General features: G+C 69.8%; 15 protein-coding genes. 8 read left to right on the top strand and 7 right to left on the bottom strand.

The window, feature by feature from the left end; translation table 11 throughout:
• Positions 1-75: 75 nt before the first annotated feature.
• A complete protein-coding gene (locus tag ABD830_RS45830; RefSeq protein ID WP_345002254.1) occupies positions 76-693 on the bottom strand; it encodes an HAD family hydrolase in 618 nt (205 codons plus the stop codon).
• 119 nt (positions 694-812) lie between these two features.
• Between ABD830_RS45830 and ABD830_RS45825 the strand changes: the two genes are divergently transcribed.
• Positions 813-1,208: a hypothetical protein gene (locus ABD830_RS45825; RefSeq protein WP_345001445.1), complete on the top strand. Its 396-nt coding sequence runs from the start codon at positions 813-815 to the stop codon at positions 1,206-1,208.
• Between the two features lie 80 nt (positions 1,209-1,288).
• Positions 1,289-1,906 carry a TetR/AcrR family transcriptional regulator gene (locus ABD830_RS45820; protein ID WP_345001443.1) on the top strand — a complete coding sequence of 206 codons (618 nt, stop codon included), beginning with the start codon at positions 1,289-1,291 and terminating at the stop codon, positions 1,904-1,906.
• On the opposite strand, the gene ABD830_RS45815 is transcribed toward ABD830_RS45820, so the two are convergent.
• Complete coding sequence (locus ABD830_RS45815; protein ID WP_345001441.1) at positions 1,899-2,801, bottom strand: hypothetical protein; 903 nt, start codon at positions 2,799-2,801, stop codon at positions 1,899-1,901. The two genes, ABD830_RS45820 and ABD830_RS45815, sit on opposite strands and share 8 nt — an antisense overlap.
• A gap of 45 nt (positions 2,802-2,846) precedes the next feature.
• Between ABD830_RS45815 and ABD830_RS45810 the strand changes: the two genes are divergently transcribed.
• Complete coding sequence (locus ABD830_RS45810) at positions 2,847-5,189, top strand: helicase-associated domain-containing protein (protein ID WP_345001439.1); 2,343 nt, start codon at positions 2,847-2,849, stop codon at positions 5,187-5,189.
• A 130-nt stretch (positions 5,190-5,319) separates the two neighbouring features.
• Here the strand turns inward: ABD830_RS45810 and ABD830_RS45805 are convergent, their stop codons facing one another.
• On the bottom strand, positions 5,320-6,759 hold the full coding sequence (locus ABD830_RS45805) for a hypothetical protein (protein ID WP_345001437.1): 1,440 nt from the start codon (positions 6,757-6,759) through the stop codon (positions 5,320-5,322).
• 352 nt (positions 6,760-7,111) lie between these two features.
• Between ABD830_RS45805 and ABD830_RS45800 the strand changes: the two genes are divergently transcribed.
• From ABD830_RS45800 to ABD830_RS45790, 3 genes are all read left to right on the top strand, one after another.
• Entirely contained in the window at positions 7,112-8,587 is a 1,476-nt protein-coding gene (locus ABD830_RS45800; RefSeq protein ID WP_345001435.1) for an AMP-binding protein, read from the top strand.
• Between the two features lie 86 nt (positions 8,588-8,673).
• Positions 8,674-9,036, top strand: coding sequence for a DUF4190 domain-containing protein (locus ABD830_RS45795; RefSeq protein WP_345001433.1), 363 nt, complete (start codon positions 8,674-8,676; stop codon positions 9,034-9,036).
• Between the two features lie 140 nt (positions 9,037-9,176).
• Positions 9,177-10,823 carry a DNA repair helicase XPB gene (locus ABD830_RS45790; RefSeq protein WP_345001432.1) on the top strand — a complete coding sequence of 549 codons (1,647 nt, stop codon included), beginning with the start codon at positions 9,177-9,179 and terminating at the stop codon, positions 10,821-10,823.
• 230 nt (positions 10,824-11,053) lie between these two features.
• Here ABD830_RS45790 and ABD830_RS45785 read toward each other — a convergent pair whose 3' ends face one another.
• Entirely contained in the window at positions 11,054-11,389 is a 336-nt protein-coding gene (locus ABD830_RS45785) for a hypothetical protein (protein ID WP_345001430.1), read from the bottom strand.
• Between the two features lie 202 nt (positions 11,390-11,591).
• Here ABD830_RS45785 and ABD830_RS45780 point away from each other — a divergent pair, with 202 nt between their 5' ends.
• Both ABD830_RS45780 and ABD830_RS45775 read left to right on the top strand, forming a co-directional pair.
• Positions 11,592-13,601 (top strand): HelD family protein, encoded by a 2,010-nt coding sequence (locus ABD830_RS45780; RefSeq protein ID WP_345001428.1) that lies wholly within the window; start codon positions 11,592-11,594, stop codon positions 13,599-13,601.
• 80 nt (positions 13,602-13,681) lie between these two features.
• Positions 13,682-14,212, top strand: coding sequence for a YbhB/YbcL family Raf kinase inhibitor-like protein (locus ABD830_RS45775; protein ID WP_345001426.1), 531 nt, complete (start codon positions 13,682-13,684; stop codon positions 14,210-14,212).
• Positions 14,213-14,291: 79 nt separating this feature from the next.
• On the opposite strand, the gene groL is transcribed toward ABD830_RS45775, so the two are convergent.
• The 3 genes from groL to ABD830_RS45760 form a co-directional block, all read right to left on the bottom strand.
• Positions 14,292-15,917, bottom strand: a complete 1,626-nt coding sequence (gene groL, locus ABD830_RS45770; protein ID WP_345001424.1) for a chaperonin GroEL — start codon at positions 15,915-15,917, stop codon at positions 14,292-14,294.
• Positions 15,918-16,501: 584 nt separating this feature from the next.
• Positions 16,502-16,702 (bottom strand): cold-shock protein, encoded by a 201-nt coding sequence (locus ABD830_RS45765; RefSeq protein ID WP_238503559.1) that lies wholly within the window; start codon positions 16,700-16,702, stop codon positions 16,502-16,504.
• A 244-nt stretch (positions 16,703-16,946) separates the two neighbouring features.
• Positions 16,947-17,222: a MoaD/ThiS family protein gene (locus ABD830_RS45760; protein ID WP_345001418.1), complete on the bottom strand. Its 276-nt coding sequence runs from the start codon at positions 17,220-17,222 to the stop codon at positions 16,947-16,949.

Raw genomic sequence — 17,222 nt, 5'->3', positions numbered from 1 at the left:
CAAACAGTCGAAAAGATGGATGGATGTAGGTTATGCCCCTGAGCGCGCCAGGGCGACCGGGTAAATCCCGAACAATTACCGGAGTTCATCATGCTTGCGCCAACCGGCGAACCAGGCGGCGAATTCGGTCAGGTCGGCCAGCGCCACATCTGTTCCGTGTTCACGCAGCTCTCCCACCGTGTAAGGGCCGGTCGCGACTGTCACGCTCACGGCGCCGCCCGCACGTGCCGCCTCGATGTCCGCGACATGGTCACCAACATAAGCCGCCGCGCCGAACTGCGCGAGAGCCGAACCCTTGGCCGCACCGAAGACCGAGCCGACCACTTCGTCCACGGCGAGGCCGAGAAGCTTGACCGTGCCGATGGCGTCCCGCAGGTTCTTGCCGGTCACCACGATCACCCGGCCGCCGGCGGCGCGTACGGCCTCGATCGCGTCGTACGCGCCCGCCATGGCCGTGTGCACCGGCACCCCCATTTCCGGATATATCTCCCTATAGAGGTCGGCGGCCGCCGCGACCTCCTCGAGAGGCAGCCAGTTGGCCAGCTCCATCTCCAGCGGCGGGCCCAACCTCCTCACCACTGCCGCGGAGTCAATGGTCACGCCCAAACGCACGGACAGCTCGTCGTAAACGGCGGCGATCCCCGCTCGTGTGTCAGCCAATGTCATGTCGAGGTCGAATCCCACCGAAGTCATCACATGTGCAGGATGCCAAACGGCGTCCAAGCACACGTAACGGCGGTCCCCTACTGACAGCCCTGTTGTGGGACCGTAAGAATGCGATGAAAGGAATTACTTATCGGAGAGGAGCGGCTGTGACCGAACCCCCCAAGCCGCCACACGCCGGAGACCGGCTCGTCGCCTCCTCCGCCCCGCCGCGCCCGCACCGGCCCGCCAGACCGGCCCGTCCGACGGTGACGGCCTGGCACCGGACCGTGTCGGCCCTCGCCTATCTGGTCAAGGTCGCCTCCAGGGTCGCCGCGCTGATCATGGTGCTGTACGCGGTGTTCACGGTGTTCAAGGCCAACCCCGCCAACGTCTGGTACCAGTTCGTGGAGTCGCTCGCCGCATCGCTGTCGCTGGGCCTGGCCAACCTGTTCGAGCTCGCCGACCCGCGCTGGACGACGCTGGTCAACTGCGGCCTCGCCGCGGTCGTCTGGCTGATCATCGGCTCCGCCCTCGCGGGCCTGATCCGGCGCGCCGCTCCATGAGCGCGCTCCGCCGCTTGCGGCCACCCGCTGGACGCATCCGCCGTTAGGACTACCCTCAACCTGGAGGTACCAGGATAAACATGACCAAATCAACCCGTGAGCGGATCATCGATGAGGCCCTGCGGCTGTTCGCCGAGCGGGGCTACTCCGCCACTTCGGTAGCGGAGATCGAGGCCGCCTCAGGGCTGTCTCCCGGCGCCGGAGGGCTCTACCGGCACTTCAAGTCCAAGTACGAGGTGCTGGCCGCGGCGATCAACGAGCACGCCAGCCGCACCAGGAGCCAGGTGGCGGAGAGCCTGGCCGAGCTGAGCGCCATGGAAGCGTCGGTGGACCTGGAGGAGCGGCTGTCCCACGTGTGCCGCGCCGGGCTGGCCAAGGTGCGCGAGGAGTCCGAGCTGACCCGGGTGTTCTTCCGCGACCTGAGCCAGTTCCCCGAGCTGGTCGCCGTGGTGCGGGAGGGGCTGCTGCAGCCCATGTTCGACGCGATCGTGACCTGGTTCAGGGCGCAGCCCGAGTACAGGGACGTCGAGCTCGACTGGACGGGCATCTCGGCGGTGCTCGGCGGCTCCGTGGTGCACTACCGCCTGTTCCAGGAGACCGTGGGCGAGCTGCCGGGGCACGCCGACAAGGACCAGTTCGTCGCCGCCTGGGTACGCCTGGCGGTCGGGCTCCTCCCGAGCCCCGCGCCGGTCAGCTGACGTCGAGCAGCCGGTAGGCCAGCCACGCCACGCCCAGCCCGGTCCCTATCATGAACATCGTGCCGCTGACGTCGTAGAACTGCGTGAAGAACGCCTGCAGCCCCGGCTCGCTCCCCACCCGCAGCCCCCCGACGAGCACGCCGCCCACCGAGTAGCCGAGCAGCGGCGCGCCGATCCCGAGCAGCTTGTCGCCCGGCTTCCAGCTCTCGCTGAACAGCACGATCACCGCGCCGGCCGCCCACACCAGCACGGGGATCTCGAAGATCGCCACCGGCGGCAGGTCGAACGGCAGCAGCAGCGCCGCCAGCACCAGGATGACCATCGCGGCGGTCTCGCGCGAGTGCTCCTTGACGATGGTCCTGGCGTCCCTGCCGCCGGTCGCCATCGGGTTCGCGCTGGACTCCGCAGCTGGAAGTCCGCTGCGAGAGGGCATGGCCAGCCTGCGCAGCCCGGCGAACGGCAGCCCGCGGCCCGGCCGCCCGCCGAGGCTCTCCTGAGCGATCCTCCGGTACGTCCGCACGCCCGGAGGCACGTCACCGTCGTCCACGATCGCGGGAAACCGCCTTGTGGACGCGGCATCATGTTCTGCGGCAGCCGAGGGAGTAGAACCGTGAGCCGCGGTCCCAGGGACTCCCGCCGCCGCGGCGCGCTTCGTGGGTACGCCCGCCTCGGCCAGCCGGCGAGCCTCGCGCTCCACCAGGGCCACCGGGTCGCCGAACCTGGCCAGCACCTTCGACACCTCGCGGGCGTTCTGGCTGCCGTGCCGCTCGACCTCGATCCTGGCCCGCAGCCGCTTGGCGAAGTCGAGCCGCTGATCGGCCCTGAGCACGCCGTGGGCGGCGTCGGCCGCCTTGGAGACGTAGTTCAGGACGAGCTGGCCCGCGCGCTCTATCACGTCTAGCCATGCTGCCCCAATCAGGGGGGACATACCATGGCAACGATGGAGTTCACGGAGTGGATCAGGGGGCGCACGGACGAACAGCTACGGGCGCTCGTCTCCGCGCGGCCCGAGCTGATCACTCCGGTGCCCGCGCATCTGGAAGGGCTGGCGTCGCGGGCAGGCAGCCCGTCGGCGATCGGCAGAGTGCTCGACCGGCTCGACCGTTTCACGCTCGCCGTCGTGGAGACGCTGGCCGTACAGGACGGTCCGGTGTCCGAGGAACGGCTGCGCGAGCTCGTGAGCGCGGCCCTGGGCGGCGATCGGCCAGGCGCCGACGCCGGGCCCGCGCTGTCGGCGGCGCTCGACAGGCTGTGTGACCTGGCGCTGGTCTACGGGTCCGACGACGCGCTCGACCTCGGCCCCGGTGTGCGCAAGGTGCTCGAGGACCCGGCGGGGCTCGGGCCGAGGGCGGTCGACGCGTTCCGGCATCACCCGCCGGAGCAGCTCGACGAGATGGCCGACGACATCGCGCCGGACACCCGCGGCTCAGGCAAGGAACGGCTGGCGGCCGCGCTGGCCGAGCCCGCCGCGCTCATCGAGTCCGTCTCGCCCGAGGCCAGGGGCGCGCTCGACCAGCTCACCTGGGGTCCGCCGACCGGGCGCGTGCCCAACGCCAGGCGCGAGGTACGCGTGGCGTCCGCCCGTTCGCCCATCGAGGAGCTGCTGGCCAGGGGGCTGCTGGCGGCCACGGGCGAGGAGAGCGTGACGCTGCCCCGCGAAGTGGGGCTCCACCTGCGTGGCGGGCGGGTGCACCGTGATCTGCTGGCCGTCCCGCCCCCGCTCGAAGGGGCCACGCGTGACAAGGACCTGGCCGACCGCACGGCGGCGGGGCAGGCGTTCTCGTTCGTCAGGTCGGTCGAGGAGCTGTGCGACCGGTGGAGCGTCGATCCGCCGGGCGTGCTGCGCACCGGCGGCCTCGGCGTGCGCGATCTGAAACGCACGGCGAGCGAGCTGGATCTGCCCGAGTGGGTGGCGGCGCTGGTGGTCGAGGTCGCGCACGCGGCCGGGCTGATCGCGGCCGGCGGCGGCGTGGACGGCGAGTGGCTGCCGACCTCCGGCTACGACCTGTGGCGGGTCAGGGCGACCGCCGACCGGTGGGTCGCGCTCGCGTCCACGTGGCTGCAGATGGACCGCGTGCCCGGCCTGGTGGGTGAGCGGGACGAGCGTGACAGGCCGCTCAACGCCCTGCACACCGACCTGCGCCGCGCCTCCCTCCCCGGGGTCAGGGCCGCCACGCTGGGCGTGCTGGCCGCCGCGCCGGGCCTCGCGCCCTCACGTGACTCCGTGCTCGAACGACTGGCGTGGGAGCAGCCGCGCCGCAAGGGGCCGTTGCGGGAGCGGCTCACCGAGTTCACCCTGCGCGAGGCCGAGCAGGTGGGCGTGACCGGGCTGGGCGCGCTGTCGACGCACGGGCGGGCGCTGCTCGACGGCGGCGAACCGGCCGAGGTGCTGGCGCCGCTGCTGCCCGAGCCCGTCGATCACGTGCTGCTCCAGGCCGACCTCACCGCCGTCGCTCCAGGGCCGCTCACGAGCGAGCTCAACCGCTGGATGACGCTCACCGCCGACGTGGAGTCGAAGGGCGGTGCGACGGTCTACCGGTTCAGCGAGAGCTCGATCCGGCGGGCGCTCGACGCCGGGCACGGGGGCGAGGAGCTGGTGTCGATGCTGGCCCGCCACTCGGCCACGCCGGTGCCGCAGGCGCTGTCGTACCTGGTGACCGACGTGGCCAGGCGCCACGGCCGCATCCGCGTGGGCACCGCGAGCGCGTACATCCGCTGCGACGACCCCGCGCTGCTCGACCAGATCACCGCCGACCGGCGCTCCGCCGCGCTGCGGCTGCGCCGGCTGGCCCCCACCGTCATCGCCTCCCGCTCGTCCAGGGCGGCGCTGGTCGACTCGCTGCGTGCCATGGGGTACGCGCCCGTGGCCGAGTCGCTCGACGGCGACGTGATCATCTCCCAGCTCGACAGCCGCCGTACCGAGGGGCCCGCGCCGGTCCGTACCGTCTCCTCGGGCAACGGCCTGGACCCCGAGGTGGCGGTGGCGGCCGTACGCGCCATGCGGGCCGGCGACGCGGCGCACCTGGCGCGGCGCGAGCCCGTGGAGGCGCCGGGCGGCCAGGTGCCGCGCGGGCCCGCGACGGCCACCATCTCGGCCCTGCAGGAGGCGATCAAGCAGGGCGTACGCGTGTGGATCGGCTACCTCGACTCCCAGGGCAACGCGACCTCGCGCATCCTGGAGCCGGCCCGGATGGAGGGCGGCTACCTGACGGCCTACGACGAGACCCGGGCCGCCGTCCACCGCTTCGCCCTCCACCGCATCACCGGCGTCGCCGGCCTCTGACCTCCCTGCCTGCCCCGCCGGGCGGCGCCGGGGCCTTGGCCCTTTCGTGCCACGCAGCGCCGTGACGGTGGCGGCAGGCGCGCGGCCCGCAGCTCCGAGGCGAGCGGGCAGGGATGCGATGAGCGCTGTATCAGGGGCCGGTGGCAGTGGTGGCGGCCAGGGCGATCAGGGTGCGGGCGTGGGAGTCGTCGCGTTTGCCCGCCTGACGGAGCAGCAGCGCCAGCGATCCCCTGGCCACCGTCGCCGTGGGCCCGTCGCAGGATGCCAGCCGCCGTAGGTGCCGCAGCGCGTCGACCGGGTACCTGACGGACAGCCCGCCGCCCAGCGCCACCGCCGCCGCCGCGGCCCGCGGGTCCCCGGGCTCGTCGGCCCAGGCCAGCGCGAGCCGCAGCGCCTCAGGGGCGAGCGTGTCGTCGGCGCACATGTACGACAGCGCGTTCCCCGCCGCCAGCGGCTCCGCGCCACCTCCCCGCGCCCACACCTCCAGGAACTCCTCCCGGACCTCCCCCAGCGAGTACGCCGCCAGCGACGCCACGCCCTCCGAAGCCCGTACCGACTCCTCGAGCCCCTCCAAGGGCAGCGACCGCACCCATTCGCGCAGCGGCTGCCACAGCCAGAACCCGTACCGTCCGGCCAGCTCGGCGAGCACCTGGCCACGGTGGCGCGGCGACAGGAAGCCCACCCGCCCCTCGTGGGAGCCGAGCAAAGGGTGAGGAGCCCCGGCCGGCTGCGGCCCGCGCTTCTCGTGCGTCTGACAGATCCGCTCGAGCCGGGCGAACTGCCGCTCGAAGACCGGCTCGGCCGCCCCGTACAGGAACGCCAGCGCCGCCGCCTCCCGCACCTCGTGCGGTGGCGGCTTGGTGTCGAACCAGGCCGTCACCTCCTCCCCTGCCGGCTCCTCGTCCTGCGCCTGCCGCGTGGCCAGGCTCACGACCTCGGACGGAGTCGGCAGGACCAGCGCCAGGTCCCTGGCCCGGGCCAGCTCCTCCGGGGTCCGCACGGCACGCACGTCGTACGTCCTCAGGCAGAAGTCGAACAGCTCCCCGGGGTCGGGCGCGGACCACGGCTGCTCCACCTCGACCGCCTGCGAGGGTGCGCCGTTCCTGGTGATGACCAGGTACGAGCCCAGCTCGGCCAGCTTGCGCGCCAGGTTGACCAGCTCGACCGTGTCGGTGCTCTCCGCGATCCAGTCGTGCAGCAGGTACGCCCTGCCCGGCTCGTACTCGGTCCTGGACAGCAGCTCGGCGGCGGTGCGGGCGGGCGAGAGCACGGTGATCGCGTCGCCGTCGGCCAGGGACATGCGGGAGAGCAGGGCCATGGCCCCCGATCGTTTGCCCGTCTCCTCCTCGCCCACGAGCACGAGCAGGTGGCGGACGGAGAGCCGGCGCACCGCCTCGGGGAAGCAGTCGGGCTCCAGGTAGGAGCGCAGGAGCGCGTCCGCCTCCCGCCTGCTGAGATCTCTGGTGACCGGCGCCGCGACCGACCGTACGTAGTCGGAGATGGTTATGAGGTGCCGGCGGAGCGTTCTGTCGTCGAGATCGATCTCGCCCGATTCAGGCGTTTCGGCCACGAAAGTCACCTCAGGGTTGACTGGAAACTTTTCTACGGAAAATATCGTCGCCTAACAAGTTTTTTCGCTTAATACCAGACGGTCGCACAGCGTCACGAACCCTGTCCGACCAGGCTTTCCGCGCGGGACTCACCGCCAGGGCCGCTGTCGCGGACATGTCGATCATGCCCTCCATTGCTCTCGGCAGGCCCCACGGCCCCTAGATCTCCACCATTACACGATCTAGACGAACGAGAGAACAAGAATAGCCACAAGGGAGATATATCGCCATTTACTCCCCCACCCCGCCCCGTCCACTGAGAGTAGTCAAGACTTGACGGCAGAACCTCGATCACATCAGGTTGGGCATGTGATGAGCGAGCAAACGTTGGGCCGGTTGGCCGAGGAGTCATGGGGCCGCTTCGACGATCACGACGCGGTCTTCTACGAGGGGGTCTGGCATCGCAGTCACGTGCTCGCCGAGCGGGCGCGCCGGATGTGCGGCGGCTTCGTCGAGGCGGGGATCAGGCCAGGTGACCGGGTGGTCGTGATGATGGCGACCTCGCCGGAAGTGCCGCTGATCTACCAGGCGCTCTGGGCCGCTGGCGCGGTGGTGACGCCGGTGGTGTTCCTGGTGGGCGCCGAGGAGTTGCGGCACATCCTGCTCGACAGCGGCGCGTCCGCGATCGTCACCTCGCCCGAGCTGGTGGAGACCGTACGGGCTGCCGCCGCCGATATCCCGATTTATGTGGACACGGACGAGCTGGAACGGGCGCCCGAACGCGGCCCGGTGGCCCGGGACCCGGGTGATCTGGCGGCCCTCATGTACACCGGCGGCACGACCGGCAAGGCCAAGGGTGTCATGCTGAGCCACCGGGGGCTCTGGAAGGTGGCCAAGGACGTCTGGGACACCTCCCATCAGGAAGGGAAGAGCCGCGCCCTGCTGCCCGTGCCGCTCTCCCACGCGTACGGGCTGATCATCTCGGTCGCCTCCATGCACGCCACGGAGCCGCAGCAGGCGGTGCTGATGCGCCGGTTCGAGCCGGAGGCGTTCCTCAGGCTGGCCGCCGAGCAGCGCGTCCAGTTCGGCACCGTCGTGCCCACCATGATCCAGCTGCTCCTCGCCGAGCCGCTCGAGTCGCACCCGCTGCCCGACCTCTCGTACCTCACCTGCGGCGCGGCGCCGCTCGGGAGGGACGTGCTGGAGGAGTTCGAGCGCAGGATGCCGGGCGTGCGGATCCTCGAGGGGTACGGCCTGACCGAGACCAGCGCCGTCACCACGTTCAACCCTCCGGACGGGCGCAAGGCGGGCAGCGTCGGCCTGCCGCTGCCCGGCTACACGATCACCATCCGCGACGGCGACGGCGAGGCGGTGGAGATGGGGGACGTCGGCGAGGTCTGCGTCTCGGGGGACTCGCTGATGCTCGGTTACTGGGGCGAGCACGAGCCGGACCCCGAGGGCACCGCGCTGGTCGGCGGCGAGCTGCGTACCGGCGACATCGGCTGCCTGGACGACGACGGCTACCTCTACATCGTCGACAGGAAGAAGGACCTGATCATCCGCGGCGGCTTCAACGTGTTCCCGCGCGACGTCGAGGACGCGCTCAACCGGCACCCCGACGTGGTGGTCTCGGGCGTCGTGGGGCGGCCCGAGCCGCGGATCGGCGAGGAGGTCGTGGCGTTCGTCCAGCTCCGGCAGGGGGCCTCGGTGACGGCCGAGGAGCTCATCGAGTGGGCGCGCGAGCGGGTGGGGCGGGTGAAGTATCCACGGGAGGTGCGGTTCGTGGACTCGGTACCGGTCACGAGCGTGCTCAAGCTCGACAGGAAGGCCCTGCGGGCGCGGCTCTAGATCCCCCTCATCCCCTTGCCGGATCGCACACTCAGGTCAGGCACGTCGCATTTCCGTGATAAGTGTTGACGTGTCTGGAGGTGACCATGAGCCAGGAAGATCCGTCGGGCTATCCGTACCAGCCCTATGGCGCGCCCTACGGTGAGCAGCCGCCCCCGCAGTACGGGTACGGCTACGGCTATCCCCCGCCGCCGCGCAACGAGGGGCCCAGCGCCAACGCGATCGTCTCGCTCGTGCTCAACCTCCTCGCGCTCGTCTCGTGCTGCAACATCCTCGGCCTGCCCGGCGCGATCCTGGCCGGCCTGGCACTCGGCAAGGCCCGCACGGAGCCGCAGGCCGCCCGCACGATGGTGATCTGGAGCTGGGTCCTGTTCGGGGTCGGCTTCGTGCTGGGCATCGCTGTCTTCCTCTTCCTGGGCCTGGCCGGCTACCTGGACGACCACTCCTGAGCCCGGCCACAGCACTTCGGCGGGGCTTCTTGGACTAATCCGGGCTCGCGGGTTGTTGGAGTCTCGGAGCGGGGGAGCCGGGATCAGGAGACGATGGTCCTGTTGCGCGAGGCCCCCGTACGACACCACGGAGAATCCCAGTGAGCGATGGACCGCTGATCGTCCAGTCGGACAAGACGCTGCTGCTCGAGGTCGACCACGAACGCGCGGGCGAGTGCCGCAAGGCGATCGCGCCGTTCGCCGAGCTCGAGCGCGCTCCCGAACACGTGCACACCTACCGCGTCACCCCCCTGGCCCTCTGGAACGCCCGCGCCGCCGGACACGACGCCGAGCAGGTCATCGACACGCTGATCAGCTTCAGCCGCTACCCCGTGCCGCACGCGCTGCTGGTGGACATCGCCGAGACCATGGCCAGGTACGGCCGGCTCCGGCTGGAGAAGGACCCGGTCAACGGCCTGGTGCTGACCTCCACCGACCGGGCGGTGCTGGAAGAGGTGCTGCGCTCCAAGAAGATCCAGCCGATGCTGGGCGAGCGGCTCGGCGCCGACTCGGTCATCGTGCACCCGAGCGACCGCGGCAACGTCAAGCAGGCCCTGCTCAAGCTGGGCTGGCCGGCGGAGGACCTGGCCGGCTACGTGGACGGCGAGGCCCACCCGATCAAGCTGCTGCAGGAGGGCTGGGCGCTGCGGCCGTACCAGCGGGAGGCGGCGGACGCGTTCTGGAACGGCGGCTCGGGTGTGGTCGTGCTGCCCTGCGGCGCCGGCAAGACCATCGTCGGCGCGGCCGCCATGGCGCACGCGCAGGCCACCACGCTCATCCTGGTGACGAACACGGTCTCGGCCCACCAGTGGAAGACCGAGCTGCTCAAGCGCACGTCGCTGACCGAGGACGAGATCGGCGAATACTCCGGCTCGAAGAAGGAGATCCGCCCGGTCACCATCGCCACGTACCAGGTGATGACGACCAGGCGGAAGGGCGTCTACTCGCACCTGGAGCTGTTCGACGCCCGCGACTGGGGCCTGATCGTCTACGACGAGGTGCACCTGCTGCCCGCGCCGATCTTCAGGATGACCGCCGACCTGCAGGCCCGCAGGCGCGTGGGGCTGACCGCGACGCTGGTGCGCGAGGACGGGCGCGAGGGCGACGTGTTCTCGCTGATCGGTCCCAAGCGGTACGACGCGCCCTGGAAGGAGATGGAGAACCAGGGCTGGATCGCGCCCGCCGACTGCGTGGAGGTGCGTGTCACGCTGACGGACGAGGAGCGGCTGGCGTACGCGATGGCCGAGTCGGAGGAGCGCTACCGCTTCTGCGCCACCACGCCGTCCAAGACGCACGTGACCGAGGCGCTGGTCCGCCGCCACCTCGGCGAGCAGGTGCTGGTCATCGGCCAGTACATCGACCAGCTCGACGAGCTCGGCGAGCACCTCAACGCGCCGGTCATCAAGGGCGAGACCCGGATCAAGGAGCGGGAGCGGCTCTACCAGGCGTTCCGCGACAAGGAGATCCAGGTGCTGGTGGTGTCGAAGGTGGCCAACTTCTCCATCGACCTGCCGGAGGCGGCCATCGCCATCCAGGTGTCGGGCACGTTCGGCTCACGCCAGGAGGAGGCCCAGCGGCTCGGGCGGGTGCTGCGGCCCAAGGCCGACGGCGGGGGCGCCCGGTTCTACACGATCGTGAGCAGGGACACGGTGGACCAGGAGTTCGCGGCGCACCGTCAGCGGTTCCTGGCCGAGCAGGGGTACGCGTACCAGATCATCGACGCTGACGACGTGTTCGGCGAGGTGTGATGCCCGGCCGCTCACCTCGAGCGGCCAGGCATGTTCAACGTGGCGTCACGTCCACGAGACTCCTCGGGCCGAAGACAATCGAACCACCCCCCTCACCTGCGTACTATCACGCCGCCTGCGACATACCCCCATGATCCGACAAACCCACCTGATATGCCCGATTTTTTCGGTATTGGCCGTTAGTGGCCAGTCGGAGGGGGCTCGCTACGCCGAGGGCTGGGGCCTGGTTTCTATCGCACCATCAGACCGCCGAGGAACAGCACGCCCTCCGCGACGATCCAGGAGAGCACGCCCGCGCCCATGATCCGCCCGAACGCGCGCGGGTCGTTCCTGGACCACGGGAGGAGCCAGGCGGCCACCGTGCAGCAGGCGGCGAGCACGGCGAACAGCCCTGACACCGTGGAGACCGTGCCGAGACGTTGTGAGCACGTCGAAGCGGACTCGCCGCCCGCGCAGAACGCCTCCAGGCCCCAGTCCGCGAACACCGACAGCGCCCAGAGGGCTGCAAGCAGGAAACTCGCGATCGTGGGGATGATCGGCGAGAAACGCAGCTGAATCCGCGCCACCACCCGTCCCTACCCCGCCCGGACGACCGCTACTCCGCCCGTCCCCCACGCACCTCCTCCCGCGCCGGTGCGGGACAGAAGTCCGTCAGACGCAGGGCCGGACACGGGCGGTAAATGCTTTGGAAGCCGCCCAGAGTCGCCACTAGACTGGCCGATTCGCTGCCTTTACCACCTCCGAAACCAGCCAGGGAGGCGCTTTCGCATGCCCGGACACCAGTTGGCTCCCGACATACCTTCCGACGTGCTCGCCGCCGAGCAGGCCCACCTGGCAGAGTCCAGAGCCGCGCTCAAGGCCATGCGCGCACACGCCCAGTCGCTGTCCGCCGACGCGGCGGGTGACTGGGTCTCGCAGCAGATCCTCCAGGCCCTCCTCGACCAGCGGGTGGCTGCGCTCGCCGACCATCCCGACACGCCGCTGTTCTTCGGCCGCCTGGACCGCGCCTCGGACGACGACCTCCCGAGCACGATCTACGTCGGCCGCCGCCACGTGCACGACGGCCACAGCAAGCCCCTGGTCATCGACTGGCGCGCCCCGGTGTCGCGGGCGTTCTACCAGGCCAGCCCCGCCGACCCCATGAGCGTCGTACGGCGGCGCCGCTTCGGCTACCACGGCGGCGCGCTGACGGCGTTCGAGGACGAGCCGCTCGGCGAGGGCGTCGAGATCGGCCCGTCGAAGATCCTCACCGAGGAGATCGAACGCCCCCGAACCGGCCCGATGCGCGACATCGTCGCCACGATCCAGCCGGACCAGGACGAGATCGTCCGCTCCGCCCTCGCCCAGACGGTATGCGTCCAGGGTGCCCCGGGCACCGGGAAGACCGCCGTGGGCCTGCACCGGGCGGCGTACCTGCTGTTCACCCACCGCGAGCGCCTCGCCAGGGCCGGCGTCATGATCGTCGGACCCAACCGCGCCTTCCTCTCCTACATCTCCTCCGTGCTCCCCGCGCTCGGCGAGGTCAAGGTCGACCAGACCACGGTCGCGGGACTGCTCGGCGAGCACGCGGCGCCGGAGGACCCGATGGTGGCGGCCGTGAAGGGCGACGCCAGGATGGCGCCGGTGCTCGAGCGCGCGCTCTGGCTGCACATCGTGAAGCCGGAGGAGGGCATCGTCTTCACGAAGGGGGCGTACCGCTTCCGGGTGGCCGACTACGAGGTACGCGAGATCGTCGCCTCCCTGCGCGGCACGACGCGATACAACCCGGGCCGGGCGGCGCTGGCCCAGCGACTGGCCCATATGGTGCTGGTGCGAATGGAGCAGCGCGGCGAATCGCCCGACGACCGAGTGCAGGACGCCGTGGCCAGGTCGAAACCGGTGAAGCAGCTCGTGGATACGGTCTGGCCAAAACTAACGCCAGAACAGGTCCTTTATCGCCTGCTCTCCGACCCGGAATTTCTCGCTGCAGCCGTCAAAGCAGCTAAATCCGATTTGTCGCCTGAAGAGCAAGAAATGCTCATTTGGCGGAAGCCGTACCGGAGCTGGAAGTCCGCCAAATGGTCGGCCGCTGACGCCGCGCTCCTGGACGAGCTCCGCGACCTGATGGAACGCACCCCGTCCCTCGGCCACCTGGTGGTGGACGAGGCCCAGGACCTCTCGGAGATGCAGCTGAGAGCGCTCGGCCGCCGCTGCCGCAACGGCTCGGCCACCGTACTCGGAGACCTGGCCCAGGGCACGACCCCGTGGTCGACCAGCTCCTGGAAGTCGGTGCTCGAGCACCTGGGCCAGCGCGAGGGCGAGGTGACCGAGCTGACGCTCGGCTTCCGCGTGCCGAGGGAGGTCCTCGACTACGCTGCCCACCTGCTCCCCTCCATCGCCCCCGACCTGGCCGCGCCCCGCTCGCTCCGCCCGGGCGTCGGCTCGCTCACCGTGCGTCCCGGCGGCTCGGTCGCGGAGGCGGCCGCGGAGGCCCTGGCCAAAGAGGGCTCCATCGGCGTCATCGTCCCGGACGCCCTGGTCGCCGACGTCTCGCGCGCGCTGGCCGGCGTTCCCCATGCCGTGCTCGACCCGGACTCCGCCGAGGAGCACCGCCTGCTGATCGTCCCCGCGACCCTGGCCAAGGGCCTGGAGTACGACCACGTCATCGTCGTGGAGCCCGCGGACATCGTCGCGGCCGAGCCCCGGGGCCTGGCCAGACTGTACGTGGTGCTGACCCGAGCGGTGACGTCGCTGACGGTCCTGCACGACAAGCCGCTGCCCGCGCAGCTGCCGACGTAGCCGCGCGATCACCTGACCGGCGGCGGGCACGGCCGCTTCTAGGATGGCTGGGCAAGCAGCTCTCACCCTAGGAGGATGCCGTGCCCGCACCGCTGCCACACGAATACCTGCCGTCGGTTCCCGCGCTCGTGGTCGAGAGCGACGACGTCCGGGACGGCGAGAGGCTGAGCGACCTCCACGCCTTCAACGACTGGGGCATGACGGGCCAGAACCAGTCGCCCCATCTCCGCTGGTCGGGCGCGCCCGCCGAGACCCGTGGCTACGCGGTCACCTGCTACGACCCCGACGCCCCCACGGGCAGCGGCTTCTGGCACTGGCTGCTGTTCGACCTGCCTGCCTCCGTGACCGAGCTGCCCGGGGGCGCGGGCACCGGCCCCGAGTTCAAGGGCCTGCCCGCCGGGGCGGTCCACGCCCGCAACGACTACGGCAAGAAGGAGTACGGCGGCGCGGCCCCGCCTCCCGGCGCCCCGCACCGCTACGTCTTCACGGTCCACGCGCTGGGGGTCGACAAGCTGGGCGTGGACGGCGACGTCAGCGCGGCGGTGGTGGGCTTCAACATCACCGCCAACACCCTGGCCCGCGGCCACATCATTCCCGTCTACGGGGTATGACCAGCGGATCTGTCATGAGACGCACAAGGGCGGCCCGGGAAGACCCGGACCGCCCTTCGCTCTTGCGGCGAGGAGAGACCTAGAAGTCCATGTCGCCGCCGCCCGGCATGGCCGGAGCGGCAGGGGTCTTCTCGGGCTTCTCCGCGATGACGGCCTCGGTGGTGAGGAAGAGCGCCGCGATGGAAGCGGCGTTCTGCAGCGCGGAGCGCGTCACCTTGGCCGGGTCGAGGATGCCCGCCTCGAACATGTTGACGTACTCGCCGGAAGCGGCGTTCAGGCCCTCACCCGGGGTGAGGTTGCGAACGCGCTCCACCACGACGCCGCCCTCGAGGCCGGCGTTGACGGCGATCTGCTTCAGCGGCTCCTCGAGGGCCTTGCGCACGATCGCCGCGCCCGTGGCCTCGTCACCGTTGAGCTCGAGCTTGTCGAACGCCTTGGCGCCGGCCTGCAGCAGCGCCACGCCACCGCCGGGCACGATGCCCTCCTCGACGGCCGCCTTGGCGTTGCGCACGGCGTCCTCGATGCGGTGCTTGCGCTCCTTCAGCTCGACCTCGGTCGCGGCGCCGGCCTTGATGACGGCCACGCCGCCGGCCAGCTTGGCCAGGCGCTCCTGGAGCTTCTCGCGGTCGTAGTCGGAGTCGGTGCGCTCGATCTCGGCGCGGATCTCGTTGACCCGGCCGGCGATCTGCTCGGCGTCACCGGCGCCGTCCACGATCGTGGTCTCGTCCTTGGTCACCACGACCTTACGGGCGCGGCCGAGCAGGTCGAGGGTGGCGTTCTCGAGCTTGAGACCGACCTCCTCGGCGATGACCTGGCCGCCGGTCAGGATGGCGATGTCGTTGAGCATGGCCTTGCGGCGGTCACCGAAGCCCGGAGCCTTGACCGCCACGGAGCGGAACAGGCCACGGATCTTGTTGACGACCAGGGTCGCCAGGGCCTCGCCCTCGATGTCCTCGGCGATGATCAGCAGCGGCTTGCCCGACTGGACGACCTTGTCGAGCAGCGGCAGCAGGTCCTTGTTGGCCGAGACCTTGCTGTTGACGATCAGGATGTACGGGTCCTCGAGCACGGCCTCCATGCGGTCCGAGTCGGTGACGAAGTACATCGACGTCATGCCCTTGTCGAAGCGCATGCCCTCGGTGAGCTCGAGCTCGAGGCCGAAGGTGTTGCTCTCCTCGACGGTGATGACGCCTTCCTTGCCGACCTTGTCCATCGCCTCGGCGATGAGCGAGCCGATCTCGGGGTCGGCGGCGGAGATGGAGGCGGTGGAGGCGATCTGCTCCTTGGTCTCCACGTCCTTGGCCAGCTTGGAGAGCTCCTCGCTGACGCGCTCGACGGCGGCCTCGATGCCCTTCTTCAGAGCCATCGGGTTGGCGCCGGCGGCGACGTTGCGCAGACCCTCACGCACCAGCGCCTGGGCGAGCACGGTGGCGGTCGTGGTGCCGTCGCCCGCGACGTCGTCCGTCTTCTTGGCGACTTCCTTGACCAGCTCGGCGCCGATCTTCTCCCAGGGGTCCTCGAGCTCGATCTCCTTGGCGATGGACACACCGTCGTTGGTGATCGTGGGAGCGCCCCACTTCTTCTCCAGCACGACGTTGCGGCCCTTGGGACCCAAGGTCACCTTGACGGCGTCGGCGAGCTGGTTCATACCGCGCTCGAGACCGCGCCGGGCGTCCTCGTCAAACGCGATCATCTTGGCTGCCATAAGGCTAGACCTCCCAGATGCAGGGTGGCTTGTCGTGGACCGAGCCGACGCCCGCGACGGCATGGGTCAGCGTCTCCTTCGGCAGACCCCATCGTCCCGATCCAATCGTTGGCACTCTGCATCAGAGAGTGCCAACGAACTGTTTAGCACTCTACCCTGCCGAGTGCAAGCGAGAGCCCACCCCCCGGGTGTTCCTTCCCTGGTGGGGAGGCGCCGACCCCCTGAACATGCGAGGGAGCGCCGTTGCCTGGACTGAGGAACGCAGGGAGCGTAGCGACCGGAGTGACGAGGGAAGGCAACGGCTCAAAGCGACCAAGCGCGCCTCTGCGGAGCAGAGGCCATGAACAGAGCGAGGGAGCGCCGTTGCCTGGACTGAGGAACGCAGGGAGCGTAGCGACCGGAGTGACGAGGGAAGGCAACGGCTCAAAGCGACCGAGCGCGCCTCTGCGGAGCAGAGGCCATGAACAGAGCGCGGCGAGCTGCCCCATGTAGCTCGCCGCACCCGAGTCGACGAAAGAAAGGTGGCAGGCTCGCACGGACTGCGCTACCGCGCGATCCTGCCGGTGCATACCAGGTGGGGCGTGTCAGACCGCGCGAACGGCCTCTGCCTGGGGACCCTTCTGGCCTTGCGTGATCTCGAACTCGACGCGCTGCCCCTGTTCGAGAGCTCTGTACCCGTCCATCAGTATCGCTGAGTAATGGACGAATACATCCTTACCACCGTCTACCGCGATGAAGCCGTAGCCCTTGTCCGCGTTGAACCACTTGACGGTGCCCTGCGCCACTTCCGACTCCTCTTACTGGGCCCACAGATCTCGCCCATTCCTCCGCGAGACCCGTAATCGACTGACATAACGGAAAATCAGCCAGACGATCGCCCTCGACCATACCTGTGGCACGGGGTTTGGCAACAGAGTCAATCCACAAAAGAAGCATTTCTCCGCATCCAAGCTCCATGAAACGTTCATTTGCCCTGGAAAAGCAGAAGGCGCCCACTAGGGGCGCCTTCAAGGATGTGATCTATAGCACTCAGCCGCCGGCGACCGCCGGGATGATAGAGATCTGAGTGCCCTCAGGGGCTGCAGTGTCGAGCCCCTCGGCGAATCGGACGTCCTCTTCCCCAACGTAAACGTTGACGAAACGACGAATCTTGCCCGATTCATCCAAAATTCTCGCGCCGATCCCCGGGTAGTCGGAGTCGAGCTTGATGAGGACGTCACGAAGAGTCGCGCCCTCGCCACTGACTTCCGCGTTACCCCCGGTGTACGTGCGCAGAATGGTGGGAATCCGCACAGTAACGCTCAT

Origin of the sequence: Nonomuraea helvata (assembly GCF_039535785.1) — a bacterium.
GTDB classification, from domain to species: Bacteria; Actinomycetota; Actinomycetes; order Streptosporangiales; family Streptosporangiaceae; genus Nonomuraea; species Nonomuraea helvata.
This window is presented reverse-complemented; position numbering and strand designations above follow the sequence as displayed.